We start from the raw sequence: 17,971 nt of genomic DNA, 5'->3' as shown, positions 1-17,971 counted from the left end.
GATAAGGCTCTCCAGCGGCGAGGAAGGGGTATCACGGGGCAGCGCCGACCAGCTGCAGTGAGAGTAAACGACACAGCTTAAACTCGCTGAAAAACTGTCTTGACCGATGGGTCCACTTTAGAGCATGTCGAATTTGTCGGCAGCGAACGGCGCGAAGACGGGTCGGAAGCTGAGTCCTACGGCACCGATGGCGGGAAATCGGGTGGGCAGAAACAAAAACTTGCGATTACATGTCTCGCGGCAGCCCTACGCTACCAGCTTGGTGGCAGCGACGAGCGCCCGCCAACGTTCTCGACAATCGTTCTGGATGAAGCGTTCATGCGTACGGATAACGTGTTTACTCGGCAGTGCATGGAGATCTTCCAGGTGTTCAAGTTCCAGATGATTATCGCCACCCCGCTCAAGAGCGTCATGGCCATTGAGCCCTACGTTGGCGGCGCTACCTTCGTGAGCATCAAGGACAGGAAATTTACGGAAGCGATGGACATCAGCTACGACGCCGTGACCAAGCGCTTTGCGGTTTCCGAAGAGATGCAGCAGGCGATGGCGGCAGAGGAGGCTCTGGAGGAATGAAGAGTGTTGCAGAAGTAGCGGCCTTTTGCGCCCGGCGGTTCGCCGCGAATCGTCAGGCATGGTTGCGCGGCAACGAGCTCGATGCGTTCCCGCTCGAGATCAACGTCGCTCCGCCTTCAGAGAAGGAAGCAATGGCTGACCTCGGTGCGGTCAAGGCATGGGTCGCTGATTGGCGGCGAATAACACAAGGGCTTGAGTGGCGCGAACGCCAGTGGAGAGTAATTGGCGCACAGAACCTGCCGGACCGGATCATCATTGACAACGTGGAGCAGTTGGCCGGCTGGGCTTCCCGCGCTGGCGAGTGGAAGCGCGTCCAGCACCGTTATCAGGCGATCGCCTCACGCTGGCCACAGTGTCAAATGGCGGCCTCGCGCGCGTACGACGCGTTGGCGACCTACAGCGAAGCCGATTTCAACCGTTTGCTGGCGCTTCTGAGTTGGCTAGACCGAAACAGGAGCTCCGGTCTGTACCATCGCCAGATACCATTAGTCGGTATGGATACCAAATGGATGGAAGCCCGAAAGCCATTGATTACGTCGCTCGTCTCGTCGATTACTGGTGCCGAAGGCGGGGATTTTTACGCGACCTGCGGATTGCTAATGCCACCCAATCTCGTGCGTTTTCGCATTCTGGACCCGTCCATCCGTGCTGCATTGTTCGGTATGGGTGACCTGACTGTTCCCGTGGAAGAGTTTGCGCGCGCGTGCCTACCGGTCAAGACGGTGTTCATTGTCGAGAACGTTGTTACCGGGCTGGCATGTGCAGATCTCCCAGGGGCAATCGTGATCATGGGGCGCGGTTATGCAGTCGAATTTTTGTCAGACTGTCTGTGGCTACGCGAGGTGAACATATTCTATTGGGGAGATATCGATACGCACGGGTTCGCGATTCTGAGCCGAGTGCGCGGTCGTCTCCCGCACGTACGCTCGATATTGATGGATGACGCGACTCGCATGTACCAGCTGTCACAAAACCTTTCGGGCGTAGAGGAAAGTCCTTCCCCAGACCTTGCTCCAGCCAACTTAACCGAGGACGAAGCTCGCTTGAACGCGTTGCTTCGCCGTGACAACGGGACCGCTTACAGGTTCGAGCAGGAGCAAATTGAGTGGACGATGGCTTGGCAGCAGCTGGTGCGGTGCGCGCAAGAGGCACTTCATCGATCGTGAACTAGGTGCCGGAAACACATGACTATGCGCTAGCCTTGTAAGGGCCACGTGAGAAAGCCCCTTGAAGTACCAGACACAGTCGATGCTGTATCCTTACGGATAGGAATAAGACTGTGAGTATGACTAGAAACAACCAAACCATCGAAGTCGTGACGGTGTCCGAAGAGCGACGCCGCCGCTGGTCAGTGCAGGAAAAGGCTGCGCTGGTCAAGGAAACGTACGAGCCGGGCATGAGCGTATCGCTGGTGGCCCGCAAGCACGGTATCAGTGCCAGCCAGTTGTTTAACTGGCGCAAGCTCGAGCGGGAAGGCGCCCTGGTCGCGGTGCACTCTGGTGAGTCTGTCGTGCCGGCGAGTGAGTTGGCGGCGGCGCGCGCCCAGATCGCGCAACTGCAGCGCATGCTGGGCAAGAAGACGATGGAGGCGGAGATCCTGCGCGAAGCGGTCGAGCTGGCTCGCGAAAAAAAGTGGATTGCGCGCTCACCCTTATTGGACAAGGACGGGCAGTAAAGCCTGTTTGCGTTGTCCTCGGTGTAGCGCGCTCGCACGTGATTGACCTTCTTGCTCGACCTGCGGACTGGGTCGACAAGCGTACTGTGGCCAGGCTCGATCCAGTCGCCGACGCGATGATTGCTGATGCCGTACGTGCCGAGGTCACGGCACTGCCAACCTATGGCTATCGTCGCGCCGGTGCCCTGGTGAACCGTACGCGCAGCCTGATGGGCCTGCGCCCCGTGAACCACAAGCGCATGTACCGCGTGATGAAGGAGCAGGGTTTGCTGCTGCCGAAATCGCCTAGGCGTAGTGATAGCGGCCGCCCTCACGACGGCAAAGTGATGGTCGAAGAATCGAACCAGCGCTGGTGCTCGGATGGCTTCGAGATCGCCTGCGACAACGGCGAGGTGGTCACTGGCGTGTTCATGAAGGACTGCTGCGACCGCGAGATCATCGCCTGGCGTGCCTGGATCGGACGTGGACTGCCCGGTGAGCCGGTGCGCGACATGATGATTGAGGCCGTGGAAACACGTTTCGGCAGCACGGACGAGCGGGCGATTACAGTGGAATTCTTGAGCGACAATGGCGGCGCCTTCCGAGCCATCGAGACGCACGCTTTGGCCCATCAACTGGGCATCAAGCCGGTGCATACGCCAGTGAACAGCCCGCAGTCGAACGGCATGGCAGAAAGCTTCGTGAACACGTTTAAACGCGATTACGTCGGCGGCATGGACCGCAGCAGCGGCGCTGTCGTGCTGGCCCAGTTGCCCGACGCATTCAAGCATTTCAACGAGGTGCATCCACATTCAGCGCTGGGATACAAATCGCCGCGCATGTTTAGGAAAGAGCGATGCCGTCAGGCTCTGGAAACTGACGCTAACTGACCATCAGGCTGTGTCCGGGAATAGCGGGGCAAGATCACACGATGGGACGCTATGCTTAGCCACGGCAAGCGTTGCAAGTGACAACTCAAGGGAGTTGGGTTATGTCACTTTATAAACGTGGAAGTACGTGGTGGATTGACTTCACCACGCCATCGGGAGAGAGAATCAGGCGCTCTGCTGATACGAGCGACAAGGTCGAGGCGCAGGAATTACACGACCGCCTGAAGGCGGAGCACTGGCGGCTACAGAAACTGGGTGAGCAGCCCAAGCGCACGTGGGACGAGGCAACGAGCAAGTGGCTACAGGAGACCGCACATAAGCGCACTCATCATGAGGATATGCTCAAGTTGGACTGGTTGCGGCAGTTCTTGCGGAACCGAGTGCTCGTTGAGATCACGCGTGATGAAATAGCGGCGATTGGTGCCCGCAAGAAAGCCGAGTCGAGCAATGCGACAGCCAACCGCTACCTTGCGCTGATTCGTGCAATCTTGCGTAAGGCGTCCCTGGAGTGGGAGTGGATCGACCGGGTGCCGAAAGTGAAGATGTACCTAGAACCGAAGCGTCGTGTTCGATGGATCACGCCGAAGCAGGCGAAGGCGTTGTTGGAGGCGCTGCCGGAGCATCAGCGGGACATCGCGTTGTTTGCGCTCGTAACCGGACTAAGACAGAGTAATGTGGTACGTCTGCGATGGTCGCAAGTTGATCTTGAGCGGAGCACGGCATGGATCGCGGCAGATGAGGCGAAGGGTGGCGAGGACATACACGTTTCGCTGTGCGACTTGGCTGTGGAGGTGCTGGAACGCCAGCGTGGCAAGCACTCGGAGCGTGTCTTCACGTACGACGGCAACCCAATCAGGTACGTGAACACGAAGGCCTGGCGTAGTGCGCTGAAGCGAGCCGGCATCGCGGACTTCCGTTGGCAACCTGCGGCACACCTGGGCCAGCTGGCTGATCCAGAACGGCACGCCGCTGTACGACCTGCAGGAGATGGGCGGCTGGAAGTCGGCGGCGATGGTGCGGCGGTACGCACCTAGCGCCGGCGCACATGGCGCGTCACGCGGCGGTAGTAGACGGGCTGCTGCGCGTCACAAGCACGGCACAGTAGGTAGAAGAGGGGACTGCCGCAGATACAAAAAAAAGCGTCACGATCACTCGCAACGCCTTGATTTGATACTGCAAATTCGTGGTAGGCCGTGCTGGGCTCGAACCAGCGACCAACGGATTAAAAGTCCGCTGCTCTACCAACTGAGCTAACGACCCGAAGAAGCAAGATTATAGGGTGCGTCGCGCCCGCTGTCAAATGCCGCACAGCATCATCGCGGGCGGCGGCCTTATTTCAGCGAAGCCAGGCGGTCTTTCGCCGTGCGCGCGGCGCTCGATTCCGGATACTTCGACACCAGCTGCTGCAGCGCCTTCCTGGCGTTCTTGTTGTCCTTGAGCAGGGCGTAGCTGCTGCCGATGTTGAGCATCGCGTCCGGCGCCTTGGGGCTGCCGGCGTAGGTGGTGGTGACCACTTCCTGGGCCGCGATGGCCTTCTTGTAGTCGCCCAGCGCGTACCAGGCGTTGCCCAGCCAGTACTGCGCATTGGCGGCGTAGGCCGATTCCGGGTAGCGGCGCACGAAGTCCTGCAGGGCGCTGGTTGCGCCCTTGTAGTCGCCCGACTGGAACAGGGCGGTCGCGCTGTCGTAGGCGGATTTTTCGGACGGCAGCACCGAGGCCACCTGGCCGTCGACGGTTTCCTGCTGCGGCTCGACCTTCTTCAGGCGCGCGTCGAGGTCGGCGTACAGCTGCTTCTGGCTTTCCTGGGCGCGGCTGATCTGGTTGGCCAGCACTTCGATCTGGCCGCGCAGGCGCGCGATTTCCTGCATGGTCTGCTCGTGCTGGTTCAGCATGTCGAGCTGGACGGTCCTGTCCGACTTGGTGTCGATCTGGGCCTTCAGGTCGCGCGCCACGGCATCGACCTTGGCGCGCAGGTCGAGGATGGCCTTGCGCGCTTCATTGTCGCTGAGCAGGCTGGCGGATGCCTGCAGCGGCATCCAGGCCATCACGGCCAACAGGGCAAGGCGGGACGGGGACAGTTTCATCATGACAGTTCTTTCTGGTTGCAGAGTAAAAACGGGGCGGATGCAGTCTGCACTGCTGTCCGCCCCGCTGTCAATCGGCTCAGGCTTAAGCCGTATCAGCCGACTTGATCAACTATTACTGGTAAACGATGTCGGCGCGGCGGTTCTGAGCCCATGCCTCTTCGTTGCTGCCCATGGCCTTCGGCTTTTCCTCGCCCAGCGAAACGGCCTCCATCTGGTTGTCCGACACGCCCAGCGCTGCCATCGCACGACGGACGGCTTCGGCACGCTTCTGGCCCAGGGCCAGGTTGTACTCGGTGCCGCCGCGTTCGTCGGTGTTGCCCTGGATCAGGATCTTGCGACCGGTGTTCTTGGTCAGGTATTGCGAGTGGTTGGACACGACCGGCTTGCCGTCTTCGCGCACGACGAAGCTGTCGTAGTCGAAGTAGATGCTGCGGTTGGCCAGCACGCCTTGCGGATCGTTCAGCGGATCGACGTTGCCGGTTTCGACCGGGCGGATAACGCGTTCCGGTTCAGCCTGGGCGACAGGCGCCGGGGTCGGGGTCTTTTCGACGACCGGGGTTTCCTGCAGCTTGGTCGACGAGCAGGCGGTCAGCAGGGCAGCCGAAGCGATGAGGGCCAATTTCTGGAAGTTGCGCATGGTTTTTCTCCTTGTCTATTAAAGTTTTACTGCTTCCTACTTCATGAAGGGACCCCAGCTGGGCTCCCGAATGTTTCCCGCATTGGTGGTCAGGCGCTGCTTGACCCGTCCATCCACCGAGACCACGGCCAGCGAGGCACGCCCGCCGCCCTTGATCGCATACATGATGTACTTGCCGTTAGGCGAAAAACTCGGTTCGGTGGCCCCATCGGCCAGGCGCAGTTCCTGGCCGCTGGCCAGGTCCATCGCATAGAGGGAGAAATTGCCGTTGCGCTGGGAAATCCAGGCCAGGGTCTTGCCGTCTGGCGACACGCGCGGGCTGATGTTGTAGTTGCCGTTGAACGTCACGCGGGTGGCGTTGCCGCCCGAGACGCTCATCTTGTAGATTTGCGGACCGCCGCTGCGGTCGCTCATGAAGTAAATGCTTTGTCCGTCGGCCGAGAACTGCGGCTCGCTGTCGATCGCCGGGTTGTTGGTCAGGCGGCGATGGCCGGTGCCGTCCGGGCGCACGGTGTAGATCTCGGTGTTGCCGTCTTTCGACAGGGCCACGGCCAGCATGCCGCCGTCCGGCGACCAGGCCGGCGCCGAGTTGTTGCCCTTGACGTTGGAGATGACGTTGCGCTGGCCGGTGCGCAGGTCCTGCAGGTAGACCACCGGCTTGCGGTCTTCCAGCGAGACGTAGGCGACCTTGGTGCCGTCCGGCGACCAGGCCGGCGAGATGATCGACTCGCGGCCGAAGGCGGCCACGACCTCGTTCTCGCCGTCGGCGTCGGCCACCACCAGCGCGTGCTGCTTGCCGGTGTCCTTCACGTAGGCGATGCGGGTCGAGAAGATGCCGCGCACGCCGGTCAGCTTCTCGTAGACGTCGTCGGCGATGCGGTGGGCCTGCAGGCGCGTGAACTGCGGCTGCACTTCGCCGCCCAGTTGCGAGATCGGCGCGCCCTTGACGGTGTCGTGCAGCTTGTAGCGGATCGCGAAGCGGCCGTCCGGCTGGCGGCTGACGCTGCCGACCACCAGGGCATCCGCGCCCTTGGCCCGGAACGCGGCCAGGTCGACGTTGGCGTTTTCGCCGATGGTCTGGCCGGCATCGATCACCTTGAACACGCCGCTGCGCTCGAGGTCGGCGCGGATGATGTCGGACACGTCCGCCGGCGCGATGCCTTCGTCGGCGAAGGCGGCCACCGCGACCGGGATCTGGTTGCTGCCGACACCGGCGATCTCGACCTTGATCTGGGCATGGGTCGCCGTCCCCATCAGGAGGGTGGCGCTAAACAGCAGGTAATGGAGTTTTTTCATATCTGTCTCTGAAACCGAATCAGTCGTAGTCTTTCATCGAGAAGTTGACATCAAGTATGCGTTCCACCGTCCCGTCCTTTTTCTTGGGAAGCGGGGATGCCTTTTTGATACCATTCTCCACTGCTCTGTCAAACTCAGGCACACCGCTGCTTTTCACCAGGCGCACCGACATGATTTCGCCGGTCGGCAGCTGTTCCACCTTGAACACGGCCTTCGGATTGCCCGGCATCGTGGTGCTGCCGCCGTAGGCGGTGGCGCTCTTGATGGCGGCGGTGATCGCGGCCACATAGCCGGAGTCGGCCCGCGGCGCGGTCGACTTCTCGGCCGTGCCGGTGCTGCCCATGGCGCCGGCCATGCGCTTGAGGTCTTCCTGGCGCAGTTTTTCCAGCTTGGCGGCCTCGGCCTTCTCGGCGGCGGCCTTCTGCTTCCTGGCCTCGGCCAGCTTGGCGGCTTCTTCTTTCTTTCTCTTCTCGGCTTCTTCCTTCTTGGCCAGTTCCTTCTTCAGGCGCTCGGCTTCCTCTTTCTTTTTCTTTTCAGCGAGTTCCTTGCGCTCTTCTTCCTTGCGCAGTTCTTCCTTACGCTCCCGCTCCTTCTTCTCGGCCAGCTCGCGCTGTTCCTTCTCCTTGCGTTCCTTCTCGCGCTGCAGCTTGATGTCGGGATCGACCGGCGCAGGGCGTTCCACCGGCGGCGGCTCGGCCGGACGCGGCGGCGGCGCGGGCTCCGGTTCGGGCGCCGGTTCCGGGGCGGGCGGCGGCGGGAGCGGCGGCGCGGCGGCGCTTTGCACCGACATGTCCCAGACTTCGGCCTCGACCGCGACCGGTTCCGTGCTTTGCCAGCTGATGCCGAAGTACAGGAAACCCAGCAAGACGGCATGTACGGCCACTGCCAGCAGGAAGGCTGGCAGGCGGCTCGGTTCTGGCGGCACGCGGTAGGGCGCGCCGGCGGTGGCTGGCTTCATTGCTGACATATCACTTCGTGGCCAGTCCCACCCGGTTGATGCCCATCTTCTTCGCTTCGGAAATCAACTGGATCACGTCCTCGTACTTGCTCTCGCGGTCGCCTTCGATCAGGACCGGGTAGTCCGGATTCTCCTCGTGCAGGGCGCGCAGGCGCGCCAGCAGGGCGGTGCGGTCGGCCACGTCTTCCATCGCGGCCTTCTGCTTGCCGCCGACGCCGATCGACAGCTTGTTGTCGGGCTGGACCGCGACGCGGATATAGGTGTCCGGCGGCAGCGCCGACTTCTCGGCGCTAGGCAGGTTGACCACGTTCGGCGCCTCGTTGGCCGGCACCGCCATGAAGATGATGAGCAGCACCAGCATCACGTCGATGTAGGGCACGACGTTGATTTCGGATTTGAAAGCGCGTTTGCGTCCGCTGCGCAGGCTGCTGTTAAAGGCCATCCCGGTCCCCCTCGCTTCAGCGCGCCTGGCGCTGCAGGATGTTCGAGAATTCTTCGACGAAGCTCTCGAAGCGGATCGCCAGGCGATCGATGTCGTGGGTGAAGCGGTTGTAGGCCACCACCGCCGGGATCGCGGCGAACAGGCCGATCGCGGTGGCGATCAGCGCTTCGGCGATGCCGGGCGCGACCACGGCCAGGGTGGCCTGCTGCACGTTGGCCAGGCCGCGGAAGGCGTTCATGATGCCCCACACGGTGCCGAGCAGGCCGATGTAGGGGGAGACCGAACCGACCGAGGCCAGGAAGTTCAGGTGGATGTCGAGGGCGTCGAGTTCGCGCTGGAAGGCGGCGCGCATGGCGCGGCGCGAGCCGTCCAGTACCGGGCCCATGTCGTTGGCGTCGCGCGCGGCCTGCTTGCCCTTGATGAATTCGCCCATGCCCGATTCGAAGATGCGGGCCAGCGGGCCGCTCTGGTCGCGCTGGGCGCTGGCGCTCTGGTGCAGGGTGTGCAGGTTGCCGCCGGCCCAGAAGCTGCGCTCGAACTGCTCGGTCTGGCTACGCGCGGAGCGCAGCGCGAACGCCTTGCGGAAGATATACGTCCAGCTGACGATCGAGAGGATCAGCAACAGGGCCATGATCAGTTGCACCAGCACGTGGGCATTGGAGATCAGGGCGGTCAACGAAAGGTCTGGAGTCTCGGTCATCGGTGGGGAGTCTGTTGTCTAATATCTTGTCAAGTGGTCATGCGCCTATGCGGCGCGCATTTTATCAGCAGCATGGTCGGGAAGCGAACGCGGGCGCATGGTCGCGGTGTCGACGCAGCCGACCTTGACGCTGGCGCTGGTGAGCAGCAACTCGCCCCTCCAGGCCTGCTGGGCGAACTGCACCGAGGCGCGGCCGAGTTTCTCGACCGTGGTGCGGATGGTCAGCACATCGTCCAGGCGGGCCGGCGCATGGTAGTCCAGGGAGGCGCTCTTGACGACGAAAGCGGCGCCCTCGGCGTCCAGCAATTCCTGCTGGCCGACGCCTGCCGCGCGCAGCCATTCGGTGCGCGCGCGTTCGAAGAACTTCAGGTAATTGGCGTAAAACACGATGCCACCGGCGTCGGTATCCTCGTAGTAGACCCTGACTGTCCAGTCAAAAACTGAAGGCATTTCCCCTGCCATTTAAATGAAAATAGGAAACATTTTACGCGATTTTTACCCTCCTTATGTACGCTTACGCACATATGGAAAGGAAATGGTCGGGCGTGCCTATCGGTAAGGCAATGTCGGCGCGTAATAGTAGACGTGAAACATGGCCGAAAGGCCAATAACTGTAACACTTTCTCACAATTGCCGAGCGCCCGATACATACGAGCAATATGTAGGCAAGGAAATGCCCGCGCTAGCAAGGCATCAGGAACGCTTGATGGCGAAGGGCGAGAAGCCCTGGCAGGTCGGCATCAACTCGATGCTGTTCACGTTCACGTGCGGCGGCAGGGTCGCAATCCAGTAGGCGGTGGCGGCGATGTCCTCGGCCGTGAGCGGCGCCGTGCCTTCGTAGACCTTGGCCGCGGCCGCATCGTCGCCCTTGAAGCGCACGTTCGAGAACTCGGTGCCGCCGCACAGTCCCGGCGCCAGGTTGGTGGCGCGCACGCCGGTGCCGACCAGGTCGGCGCGCAGGTTCAGCGTGAACTGCTCCACGAAGGCCTTGGTCGCGCCGTACACATTGCCGCCCGGGTAGGGGTAGTGGCCGGCCACCGAGCCCAGGTTGATGACCAGGCCGCTACCGCGCGCCACCATGCCGGGAAGCACGGCGCGGGTCATGGTCACCAGGCCCTGGCAGTTGGTGGCGATCATGGTGTCCCAGTCTTCCAGCGGCACTTCGTGCGCCGGCTTGGTGTTCAGGGCCAGGCCCGCATTGTTGATGAGCACGTCGATGTCGCGCCAGCCTTCCGGCAAGCCGCCGAGGGCCGCCTCGATCGAGGCGCGGCTGGTGACGTCCAGCGTGACCGGCAGGGCGGCCTCGCCCAGTTCGCGCGCCAGGCCCTCGAGGCGCTCGGTGCGGCGCGCCGCGAGGATGGCGCGGTGGCCGTTCTGGACGAAGATGCGCGCCATCGCGGCGCCGAAGCCGGCCGAAGCGCCGGTGATAAAGACGATCATGGTAGGTCCCGAGGGCGAAGGAACTGAAAATTGTAGCCGAAATGGCCAGCATCCCGCTGGCCGCCCCGAGCTTGTTAAGACGACAGCAGTTTCCTTGCCCTAAGAGGCCCGGATCACATACAATCAGCTGAATTCACGTCTCACGTAACTGGCGAAACACCGTGCGTCCGCATCCTGATCGCGGCCCACGGCAAAGGTGGAGACCCACCGGGGAACCTGAGACGCCAACTCGCCGTTCGCCTGGGCAGCCACAACTGGTACGTATCGTATCGGGCTGCCTTGCGCCGCTGGTCCTGCAGCCCGCCGGAGCGCCGGACCGACAACGCTGCCGTTGCCTGGTATTTCTCTCGATTGGAGTTTTACATGTTTGCAAAAGATCATACGCTCGCCAATGTCGACCCGGAACTGTGGGATGCCATTCAGAAGGAAAACGTTCGCCAGCAAGACCACATCGAACTGATCGCTTCGGAGAACTACACCTCGCCGGCCGTGATGGAAGCGCAGGGCTCGCAGCTGACCAACAAATACGCCGAAGGTTATCCGGGCAAGCGCTACTACGGCGGCTGCGAATACGTCGACGTCGCCGAGCAGCTGGCGATCGATCGCCTCAAGCAATTGTTCGGCGCGGAAGCCGCCAACGTGCAGCCGAACTCGGGCTCGCAGGCCAACCAGGGCGTGTTCTTCGCCATGCTCAAGCCGGGCGACACCATCATGGGCATGTCGCTGGCCGAAGGCGGCCACCTGACCCACGGCATGGCCCTGAACATGTCGGGCAAGTGGTTCAACGTCGTTTCCTACGGCCTGACCGAGCAGGAAGACATCGACTACGAGGCCATGGAAGCTTTGGCCCGCGAGCACAAGCCGAAGATGATCATCGCCGGCGCCTCGGCGTTTGCCCTGCGCATCGACTTCGAGCGCTTCGCCCGCATCGCCAAGGAAGTCGGCGCCTACTTCATGGTCGACATGGCCCACTATGCCGGCCTGATCGCCGCGGGCGAATACCCGAATCCGGTGCCGCACGCCGACTTCGTCACCTCGACCACCCACAAGTCGCTGCGCGGCCCGCGCGGCGGCATCATCCTGATGAAGGCCGAGTACGAAAAGCAGATCAACTCGGCGATCTTCCCGGGCATCCAGGGCGGTCCGCTGATGCACGTCATCGCCGGCAAGGCCGTGGCCTTCAAGGAAGCGCTGTCGCCGGAGTTCAAGGAATACCAGAAGCAGGTGGTCAAGAACGCCAAGGCGCTGGCCGACACCCTGACCGAGCGCGGCCTGCGCATCGTCTCGGGCCGTACCGAGTCGCACGTGATGCTGGTCGACCTGCGTTCGAAGGGCCTGACCGGCAAGGAAGCCGAAGCGATCCTGGGCCAGGCCCACATGACCTGCAACAAGAACGGCATCCCGAACGACCCGCAGAAGCCCTTCGTCACCTCGGGCATCCGCCTGGGCAGCCCGGCCTTCACCACGCGCGGCTTCAAGGAAGAAGACGCGGTCAAGGTCGGCCACCTGATCGCCGACGTGCTGGACAACCCGCACGATGCCGCGACCATCGAGCGCGTCAAGGCGCAGGTCAAGCAGCTGACCGACAAGTACCCGGTCTACGCGAAGTAAGAAGCAACCCTGGGCCGCCCTGAGCGGCCCATTTTGAATGTTCCGGCGCCATGAAATGTCCGTTCTGCCAGCATGAAGATACCCAGGTCCTCGACACCCGCGTGTCCGAGGAGGGGGACGCCATCCGCCGGCGCCGGCGCTGCGCGAAGTGCGACAAGCGCTTCACCACCTACGAGCGCATCGAACTGTCGATGCCGATCATCGTCAAGAAGAACGGCAGCCGCACCGAGTTCTCGGCGAACAAGCTGCGCGACAGCCTGATGCTGGCCCTGCGCAAGCGTCCCGTCGCCGCCGAAGCCATCGACACCGCGGTGGCCACCATCGAGGAGAAGCTCCTGACGAGCGGCTTGCGCGAGGTGGACACCGGCTATGTCGGCGAGCTGGTGATGCAGGAGCTCAAGCGCCTCGACAAGATCGCCTACATCCGCTTCGCTTCGGTCTACAAGAATTTCGAAGACCTGGCCGAATTCCAGGAAGCGATCGCCGAAGTCGGCCAGCCTCGTAAATAGCAAACGCCGCATCCCGATCTCGGCAGTTCCCTGAACCCGATTGCGCCAGCTCACGGCTGGCCTCGTCACGCCTGATAACTTCGCAGCTCGCTAGTTGATCGAGGGAGGGGCCGTGCAGGACAAAGCGCGAGGTTTTACCTTGGCCGAGGTGCTGGTCGCACTGTTCGTGCTGGCGATCGGCATCGTCGGCGCCGGCGCCACCCAGCTCACCGCCGAACGCACCCGCCAGCAGTCGGCGCTGATGTCCGAGGCGGCCCGGTTGGCGGATTCGCTCGCCGCGCGCATGCAGGTCAATCCCGCCGTGGCCAGCCTGCCCGACGGCGCCAATCCTTATCTTGCCCTGTCCTACGACGCAGCAAGCGGCCCGCCCGCGGCCGGCGCCGGCTGCTTCGCGGGCGACTGCACGCCGCTCCAGTTGGCCGAGTTCGACCTGTACGAAATCCGCCAGGCGGTGCACGCGCAATTCCCGCGCGGCCGCATCGCGGTATGCCGCGACGGCGCACCCTGGGACGGCGCCGCCGGGCGCCTGCGCTGGAGCTGCGACGGCAATGCGAACGCAGTGCCGGTCGTCAAGCTGGGCTGGCAGGGCACGGGCGATGCACCCGGCTACGTGGGAGTGCTCCGATGAGTCCCCGGGCACGGCGGGAAAGCGGCATGACGATGCCCGAACTGCTGGTCGCGTCAAGCGTCGGCCTGGCCGTGCTGCTCGCTTGCGCCAGCCTGTTCATCTGGGCCAGCCGCGCCTTCGCCGCCCAGGTGGAAACGGCGGCGATGGACGATGCCGGACGCTACGCGCTGGAAGCGATCGCGCGCGCCGTGCGCCAGTCGGCGGCGGCCGACCCGGACGGGCAGGGCGGGGCGGCGGATCCGGCGGCGCCGGCGCGCCTGTCGGGCCTGGACGCGCGCAGGGTGAGCCAGGCCGGATTCGGCATCGACAATGCGGCGCCGGACGCCGTCAACGGCAGCGACGTGCTGGCGGTCCGCTTCCCCGGCACCGGCGCCCCGCCCAACGGCGACGGCACCAGCCTCGATTGCGCCGGCTTCGCCGTCCACCGCAACGAGGAGGGCTGGAGCATCTTCTATGTGGCCCGCAATGCCCAGGGCGACGCCGAATTGCGCTGCAAGTACCGCGGCAACAACAACTGGTCGGCGGACGCGGTGGTGGGCGCCATCGACAGCTTCCAGGTGCTGTACGGGCTCGACGGCGATGCCGACGGCACCCCCGAGCGCTACCTGAATGCCAGCGCCCTGGCCGGACTGGATGCCGGCCTGGTACTGGAAGGCAGTACCCCCGCCGAGCGCGATGCCGACCTGCGCCGCCGTACCCACTGGAAGAAGATCGCCAGCGTGCGCGTGGCCCTGCTGCTGCGCGGGCCGGTGAGCCGGCTGGCGTCGGCGCGCAACGCCGTCCACGCGCTGTTCGGGAGCGACTATGGCGCACTGGCAGGCAGGTCGGATGCCGGCACGCAGCTGCGGGAGGCCGAGCTGTCGGGGGCCGGCGCGGCGCGCTATCGCAAGGTGTTCGGCACCACCATCGCGCTGCCGGCGCGCATGCGCTGAGCCGGCATGGGACCCGCCATCCACCCGCCGTACGCCGGCCAGCGCGGCCTCGCGCTGCTCACGGCGCTGCTGCTGATGCTGGCAGTGCTGCTGACCAGCATCGCGGCGGCGCGCAGCGCGATCAGCGGCGCCCGCGCCGCCGGCCACGAGCGCGACCGGATGCTGGCGCTGCAGGCCGCCATGGCCGCGCTGGCCGATGCCGAGCGCGACATCGAAGGCGGCCAGGACCCTGCCTCGGCACGCGCCGCCGCACTGGCCGGGGCGGCTCCCGCCGCCTTCGCCGCCGGCTGTCGCGGCGCCACGCCCTACGACGGCCTGTGCGAGCATGCGCCGGACCCCGGCGCCATCTTCGCCGCACTGGCCGACGACGAAGGGCCGGCGATTCCGCTCGGAGCCTTCACGGGCGCGCTGCTCCCCAGCGGAGAAGGCGCGCTGCCGGCCCGGGCGCCGCGCTACCTGATCGAACGGATGCCCGCGGCCCCCGACACGCTGCTGTACCGGGTGAGCGCCCTCGGTTTCGGCAGCATGGCGGGCACGCAGGTGGCGCTGCAGGCCTATTACCGCAAGCTGCTGGCCGCCGCGCCGCCCGCAGGCAGCGGGGCTCCCGGGAACGCGCCGCCGCCGGGACTGGGGCCGGAGCCGGGGCAGGGCGAACCGGCCGGTCCGGAAGCGCCGGGGCCCGCGCCCACCGACTTGCCCGGCACCCCGGGCGGCCCCGGCCTGCGGGTCGGCTGGCGCGAGATCGGCAACTGGCACCAGGCCGTGGCGGCGGGAAGGGAAGGGCGATGAAGCGCCGTTGTGGGTTCACGCTGGTGGAACTGCTGGTCGTGCTGGCGATCGTGGCCATCCTCGCCGCGATCGCCTACCCGGGCTACGCGCGCCACGTGGTCAAGGCGCGCCGGGTCGAGGCCCAGCTGGCGCTGGTCGACGCCATGCAGCGCCAGGAGCAGTACCGCGCCCTGCACCATACCTATGTGGCCTTCTCGATCGCCTCCCCGGATGCGGACGGCAGCCAGTTCCGCTGGTGGCTCGGCGCCACGGCGCGGGACAGCGCCTACGAGCTCGACGGGCGTGCCTGCGAGGGGCAGGCCATCAGCCAGTGCATCGAGCTGCGCGCCCGGCCGGGCACCGCGAACGTCGACACCGGCTTCAGCGATCCCGACTGCGGCGACCTGAGCCTGGACAGCACCGGCGCTCAGGGCGCGAGCGGCGGCGGGCGGCGCTGCTGGCCATGAGCGGCCGCGCTCCGGGGCACGCCGTCAGCGGCGCCACGCTGGCCGAACTGGCCGTGGTGCTGGCGATTGCCGCCGTCGCCTTCGCGGTCGCCGCGCCCGACCTGCACGCCCTGCTGGCTTCCCAGCAGATCAGGGCCGCGTCAAACGAACTGCACGATGCCATTCTCTACGTACGGGCGCAGGCGATCGCCCGCAACGAACAGGTCAAGCTGGTGCCGCGCGACCCGGCCGGGGCCGACTGGACGCGCGGCTGGACGGTCTTCATCGACCGCGACGGCGACCGCCAGCCGGGCGCGCCCGACGAGGTGCTGGCCGTCCACGGGCCGCTGCCGCAAGGCCTGCGCCTCGATTATTCCTTCACCCAGTCAGCGCCGCCCCAGTACATCGCCTACAATGGCGCCGGACGCAGCTGCAGCGACGGCAACAGCGGCGCCGCGCGGCTCGGTACGCTGTCGCTGTTTCACGGCGGGCATACCCGGCGTATTAAAATCAACATGCTCGGACGCGTACGGCAGTGCAACCCGGCGCGCGACGAGGGCTGCGACGGCGCCCCGGCGCCGCGCTAGTTGCCCGGTTGCGGGCCGGGCTGAACAGCGGAACGGAATACCTTGGCAAACGACACGGCACAGATTCACGACGATAGCGAGGGCATGGCGCTGGCCCTGGCCTGGGCGGCGAAAGGCATGTATCTCACGGCGCCGAATCCCCGGGTCGGCTGCGTGCTCGTGCGCGACGGCCGCGTGATCGGCGCCGGCCACACCCAGCCCGCAGGGCAGGCGCATGCCGAGATCCAGGCCATGCGCGACGCCCAGGCACGCGGCAACGACGTGCGCGGCGCCACCGCCTACGTCACGCTGGAACCCTGCAGCCATTACGGCCGCACGCCGCCGTGCGCGAACGCGCTGGTGCAGGCCGGCATCGGGCGCGTGGTGGCCGCCATGCTCGACCCCAATCCGCTCGTCGCCGGCCGCGGCCTGGCCCAGCTGGAAGCGGCGGGCATCGCTGTCACCTCCGGCGTGCTGGCCGAGCAGGCCCATGAGCTGAATATCGGTTTCTTCTCGCGCATGCGGCGCGGCCTGCCCTGGGTGCGCCTGAAAGTGGCCGCCAGCCTGGACGGCGCCACCGCGCTGGCCGACGGCGAAAGCCAGTGGATCACCGGCCCGGATGCCCGCGCCGACGGCCACGCCTGGCGCGCCCGCGCCCAGGCGATCCTGACCGGCATCGGCACGGTGAAGGCCGACGACCCGCAGCTGACCGTGCGCGGTATCGACACTCCCTTGCCGCCGCGCCGCGTGATCGTCGACAGCCGGCTGGAGATCGACCCGGGTGCCCGTATCCTGCAGGGCGAGCCGTGCTGGATCGTCGCCGCCGTCGAAGCGCCCGCGAAGGCCGCCGCCTTGCGCGCCGCCGGCCATGAAGTCATCATTCTGCCGAATGCGCAGGGCAAGGCCGACCTGCCGGCCCTGATGCGCGAGCTCGGCCGGCGCGAGATCAACGAAGTGCACGTGGAAGCCGGTGCGAAACTGAATGCGTCGATGGTGCGCGAAGGCTGCGTCGACGAACTGCTGGTCTACCTGGCGCCCAGCCTGATCGGGCCGGGGCAGGGCATGTTCGCACTGCCGCCGCTGGCGAGGCTGAGCGAGCAGCGCCGGCTGCGCTTCCACGACCTGGCGCGGGTCGGCGACGACATCCGCATTCTGGCCCGCTTCGCCCAACCTGACATCAACACTGAACACTAAGGAATAAGCCGTATGTTTACTGGAATCGTCGCCGCCGTCGGCAACATCACGTCGGTCACCCCGCTGGAAGGCGGCTCGTTCGCGGGCGTGCGCCTGGAAGTCGACGCGGGCCCGCTGGCCCTGGCCGATGTCGCGCTGGGCGACTCGATCGCCATCAACGGCGCCTGCATGACCGTGGTCGCCAAGACCGACCAGGCCTTCACCGTGGACGTCTCGCGCGAAAGCCTGAGCAAGACCGTCGGCCTGGCGGCGCCGGGCGAAGTCAACCTGGAAAAGGCGCTGACCCTGGCCGAGCGCCTGGGCGGCCATCTGGTGTCCGGCCACGTGGACGGGCTGGGCACCGTGCACAGCTTCGAGCCGGTGGGCGAGTCGCGCGAACTGGTCATCGATGCACCCTGGGAGCTGGCCAAGTTCCTGGCCTACAAGGGCTCGGTGGTGGTCAACGGCGTGTCGCTGACGGTGAACCGGGTCGAGGACATCGAAGGCGAGGGCGGCAAGGTATGCCGCTTCTCGATCAACCTGATCCCGCACACGATCGAGGTCACGACCCTCAAGCACTTGCAAGCCGGGTCGAAGGTGAACCTGGAGATCGACCTGATCGCGCGTTACGTGGAGCGCATGCTTTCGGCCAAAGCGTGAA

20 protein-coding genes, 1 tRNA gene, 2 pseudogenes and 1 riboswitch are annotated in these 17,971 nt (G+C 65.1%); of the genes and pseudogenes, 14 read left to right on the top strand and 9 right to left on the bottom strand.

Annotation, left to right across the window (positions count from 1 at the left end; all coding sequences use genetic code 11):
• The first annotated feature begins 99 nt into the window (after positions 1-99).
• The 5 genes and pseudogenes from ACK4S9_RS20580 to ACK4S9_RS20560 all read left to right on the top strand — a co-directional run.
• Positions 100-573 (top strand): SbcC/MukB-like Walker B domain-containing protein, encoded by a 474-nt coding sequence (locus ACK4S9_RS20580; protein ID WP_409729384.1) that lies wholly within the window; start codon positions 100-102, stop codon positions 571-573.
• Positions 570-1,739, top strand: a complete 1,170-nt coding sequence (locus ACK4S9_RS20575) for a Wadjet anti-phage system protein JetD domain-containing protein (RefSeq protein WP_409729382.1) — start codon at positions 570-572, stop codon at positions 1,737-1,739. Before ACK4S9_RS20580 ends, ACK4S9_RS20575 begins: the two co-directional genes overlap by 4 nt.
• Before the next feature lie 119 nt (positions 1,740-1,858).
• Positions 1,859-3,117, top strand: a protein-coding gene (locus ACK4S9_RS20570) for an IS3 family transposase (protein ID WP_409729380.1) whose coding sequence is annotated in 2 segments (ribosomal slippage) — positions 1,859-2,189 and positions 2,189-3,117 — 1,260 coding nt in all. Because the reading frame shifts where the segments join, the coding sequence is not laid out codon by codon here.
• A gap of 101 nt (positions 3,118-3,218) precedes the next feature.
• A pseudogene (locus tag ACK4S9_RS20565) lies at positions 3,219-3,965 on the top strand (tyrosine-type recombinase/integrase); the annotation flags it as partial.
• A 76-nt stretch (positions 3,966-4,041) separates the two neighbouring features.
• Positions 4,042-4,101: pseudogene (locus ACK4S9_RS20560) on the top strand (integrase); the annotation flags it as partial.
• Between the two features lie 200 nt (positions 4,102-4,301).
• Here the strand turns inward: ACK4S9_RS20560 and ACK4S9_RS20555 are convergent.
• From ACK4S9_RS20555 to ACK4S9_RS20515, 9 genes are all read right to left on the bottom strand, one after another.
• Positions 4,302-4,377, bottom strand: a tRNA-Lys gene (locus ACK4S9_RS20555).
• A 71-nt stretch (positions 4,378-4,448) separates the two neighbouring features.
• Positions 4,449-5,204, bottom strand: coding sequence for a tol-pal system protein YbgF (gene ybgF, locus ACK4S9_RS20550; RefSeq protein WP_409729378.1), 756 nt, complete (start codon positions 5,202-5,204; stop codon positions 4,449-4,451).
• A 112-nt stretch (positions 5,205-5,316) separates the two neighbouring features.
• Positions 5,317-5,841 (bottom strand): peptidoglycan-associated lipoprotein Pal, encoded by a 525-nt coding sequence (pal, locus tag ACK4S9_RS20545; protein ID WP_409729376.1) that lies wholly within the window; start codon positions 5,839-5,841, stop codon positions 5,317-5,319.
• Positions 5,842-5,877: 36 nt separating this feature from the next.
• On the bottom strand, positions 5,878-7,137 hold the full coding sequence (gene tolB, locus ACK4S9_RS20540) for a Tol-Pal system beta propeller repeat protein TolB (RefSeq protein WP_409729374.1): 1,260 nt from the start codon (positions 7,135-7,137) through the stop codon (positions 5,878-5,880).
• A gap of 19 nt (positions 7,138-7,156) precedes the next feature.
• Entirely contained in the window at positions 7,157-8,095 is a 939-nt protein-coding gene (gene tolA / locus ACK4S9_RS20535) for a cell envelope integrity protein TolA (protein WP_409729372.1), read from the bottom strand.
• A 10-nt stretch (positions 8,096-8,105) separates the two neighbouring features.
• Complete coding sequence (locus tag ACK4S9_RS20530; RefSeq protein ID WP_409729370.1) at positions 8,106-8,537, bottom strand: biopolymer transporter ExbD; 432 nt, start codon at positions 8,535-8,537, stop codon at positions 8,106-8,108.
• A gap of 16 nt (positions 8,538-8,553) precedes the next feature.
• Positions 8,554-9,237: a protein TolQ gene (gene tolQ, locus ACK4S9_RS20525; RefSeq protein WP_409729368.1), complete on the bottom strand. Its 684-nt coding sequence runs from the start codon at positions 9,235-9,237 to the stop codon at positions 8,554-8,556.
• Between the two features lie 45 nt (positions 9,238-9,282).
• Entirely contained in the window at positions 9,283-9,687 is a 405-nt protein-coding gene (gene ybgC / locus ACK4S9_RS20520) for a tol-pal system-associated acyl-CoA thioesterase (RefSeq protein WP_409729366.1), read from the bottom strand.
• Positions 9,688-9,930: 243 nt separating this feature from the next.
• Positions 9,931-10,677, bottom strand: coding sequence for an SDR family oxidoreductase (locus ACK4S9_RS20515; protein ID WP_409729364.1), 747 nt, complete (start codon positions 10,675-10,677; stop codon positions 9,931-9,933).
• A 134-nt stretch (positions 10,678-10,811) separates the two neighbouring features.
• A riboswitch (ZMP/ZTP riboswitch) is annotated at positions 10,812-10,930 on the top strand.
• A gap of 110 nt (positions 10,931-11,040) precedes the next feature.
• Between ACK4S9_RS20515 and glyA the strand changes: the two genes are divergently transcribed.
• From glyA to ACK4S9_RS20470, 9 genes are all read left to right on the top strand, one after another.
• Complete coding sequence (glyA, locus tag ACK4S9_RS20510) at positions 11,041-12,288, top strand: serine hydroxymethyltransferase (RefSeq protein ID WP_409729362.1); 1,248 nt, start codon at positions 11,041-11,043, stop codon at positions 12,286-12,288.
• Between the two features lie 50 nt (positions 12,289-12,338).
• Positions 12,339-12,797, top strand: a complete 459-nt coding sequence (gene nrdR / locus ACK4S9_RS20505) for a transcriptional regulator NrdR (RefSeq protein ID WP_409729360.1) — start codon at positions 12,339-12,341, stop codon at positions 12,795-12,797.
• A gap of 112 nt (positions 12,798-12,909) precedes the next feature.
• A complete protein-coding gene (pilV, locus tag ACK4S9_RS20500; protein ID WP_409729358.1) occupies positions 12,910-13,425 on the top strand; it encodes a type IV pilus modification protein PilV in 516 nt (171 codons plus the stop codon).
• 26 nt (positions 13,426-13,451) lie between these two features.
• Complete coding sequence (locus ACK4S9_RS20495) at positions 13,452-14,357, top strand: PilW family protein (protein WP_409729356.1); 906 nt, start codon at positions 13,452-13,454, stop codon at positions 14,355-14,357.
• Between the two features lie 6 nt (positions 14,358-14,363).
• Complete coding sequence (locus ACK4S9_RS20490) at positions 14,364-15,146, top strand: pilus assembly protein (RefSeq protein ID WP_409729354.1); 783 nt, start codon at positions 14,364-14,366, stop codon at positions 15,144-15,146.
• Positions 15,143-15,592: a type IV pilin protein gene (locus ACK4S9_RS20485; RefSeq protein WP_409729352.1), complete on the top strand. Its 450-nt coding sequence runs from the start codon at positions 15,143-15,145 to the stop codon at positions 15,590-15,592. The genes ACK4S9_RS20490 and ACK4S9_RS20485 overlap by 4 nt, the downstream gene beginning before the upstream one ends.
• Complete coding sequence (locus tag ACK4S9_RS20480; protein ID WP_409729350.1) at positions 15,589-16,158, top strand: GspH/FimT family protein; 570 nt, start codon at positions 15,589-15,591, stop codon at positions 16,156-16,158. The genes ACK4S9_RS20485 and ACK4S9_RS20480 overlap by 4 nt, the downstream gene beginning before the upstream one ends.
• A gap of 42 nt (positions 16,159-16,200) precedes the next feature.
• Positions 16,201-17,331: a bifunctional diaminohydroxyphosphoribosylaminopyrimidine deaminase/5-amino-6-(5-phosphoribosylamino)uracil reductase RibD gene (gene ribD / locus ACK4S9_RS20475; RefSeq protein ID WP_409729349.1), complete on the top strand. Its 1,131-nt coding sequence runs from the start codon at positions 16,201-16,203 to the stop codon at positions 17,329-17,331.
• A gap of 12 nt (positions 17,332-17,343) precedes the next feature.
• Positions 17,344-17,970 (top strand): riboflavin synthase, encoded by a 627-nt coding sequence (locus ACK4S9_RS20470; RefSeq protein WP_409729347.1) that lies wholly within the window; start codon positions 17,344-17,346, stop codon positions 17,968-17,970.
• Position 17,971: the final 1 nt, after the last annotated feature.

Origin of the sequence: Massilia sp., assembly GCF_046293535.1 — a bacterium.
Lineage (GTDB): Bacteria > Pseudomonadota > Gammaproteobacteria > Burkholderiales > Burkholderiaceae_D > Telluria.
Note: the sequence above shows the minus strand (reverse complement) of the source record. Positions and strands in the feature narration are given on the sequence as shown.